At 58.6% G+C, this 1,139-nt stretch carries 2 protein-coding genes; both read right to left on the bottom strand.

The annotated features are described in order from the left end of the window. Nucleotides 1-33: 33 nt before the first annotated feature. Nucleotides 34-768: a Crp/Fnr family transcriptional regulator gene (locus AWB67_RS38290; RefSeq protein WP_087660900.1), complete on the bottom strand. Its 735-nt coding sequence runs from the start codon at nucleotides 766-768 to the stop codon at nucleotides 34-36. Beyond that, the coding region (locus AWB67_RS42850) for a hypothetical protein (protein ID WP_235025619.1) at nucleotides 707-1,139 on the bottom strand (433 nt) is incomplete at its 5' end. The genes AWB67_RS38290 and AWB67_RS42850, both read right to left, overlap by 62 nt.

Raw genomic sequence — 1,139 nt, 5'->3', positions numbered from 1 at the left:
GCTGACGGTCTGACACGCGTATGGGTTTTGCAACTACGCAGCGACCGCCGTTTGACGAGCGCTCGGCAGCATCCGGTCAAACTCGCGCTTGACGATGCCGTAGCATTCACACGCGCGCGCTTCGAGCCCGGCGCGATCGAGCACCTTGATGCAACCGCGGCTGTGATGGATCAAGCCTGCGTCATGCAGCTTGCCGGCCGCTTCCGTCACGCCTTCGCGACGCACGCCCAGCATGTCTGCGATCATCTGCTGCGTCACGCGCATCTGGTCCGACGACGAGCGGTCCGCCTGGATCAGCAGCCAGCGGCACAACTGCTTGCTCAGCGAATGATGACGATTGCACGCGGCCGTTTGCGCGACTTGCGTGAGAAGCGCTTGCATATACAGAAGCATCAGTCGACGCAGAAAATCCGAGCGACCGAAATGTTCGCGCAACGCACTCGCGCTCATCCGATACGCGAAGCCCGCGCCCTGCACCTGCACGCGAGTGGGCATCGTGTCGCCGCCAGTCAGCACGGGCACGCCCGTCATCCCTTCGCGACCCACCGCCGCCACTTCAACCGAACCGCCGTCTTCCATCGTGTGCAGCAGCGTGATGATGGCGGTCGTCGGGAAATACACGTGATGAATGCGTTGTCCCGAGTCGCACAGCAACTGCTCGGTGCGCAACTGAACGAGTTCGAGATGAGGCGCGATGGCTTGCCATTCATGCGCCGGAAGTGCGCCCAACAAATGATTGCCGTGCAGATCGGATTGAAGAGTCAACATGATTTTTATTCGCCTGGTCTGTGCGCTTTGCGCTGTATTTTCTGGTCCGCATCGGAATTCGTGAGCGCATCTGTGTGGCGTTCATCGAAACTTTTTGCGACCAGCCCCGTAGCACCGTTATTGCCGTCTGTTCGAATACGTTGGCGGCTGTCGTTTGTGCTTTGTCATACATTAGCGAGAGCCGTGCCAGCTTCGCAAACGTCTTACCAGTAAAGGGCTTCAGCGGCGTGTGACCGATCGTACGGAGAGGCTGCAGTCGAATTTGATTCAGTTTTGAACAGACAGGAGAAAGGGGACCGCATGGATGATCGCCGTCGAGCCTTCGCATGAAAAATCGTTTTATCGTTTGCGCGCCTTTACCGTCCGCGTTT

This window comes from Caballeronia terrestris (assembly GCF_001544515.1).
Classification (GTDB): Bacteria; Pseudomonadota; Gammaproteobacteria; order Burkholderiales; family Burkholderiaceae; genus Caballeronia; species Caballeronia terrestris.
Note: the sequence above shows the minus strand (reverse complement) of the source record. Positions and strands in the feature narration are given on the sequence as shown.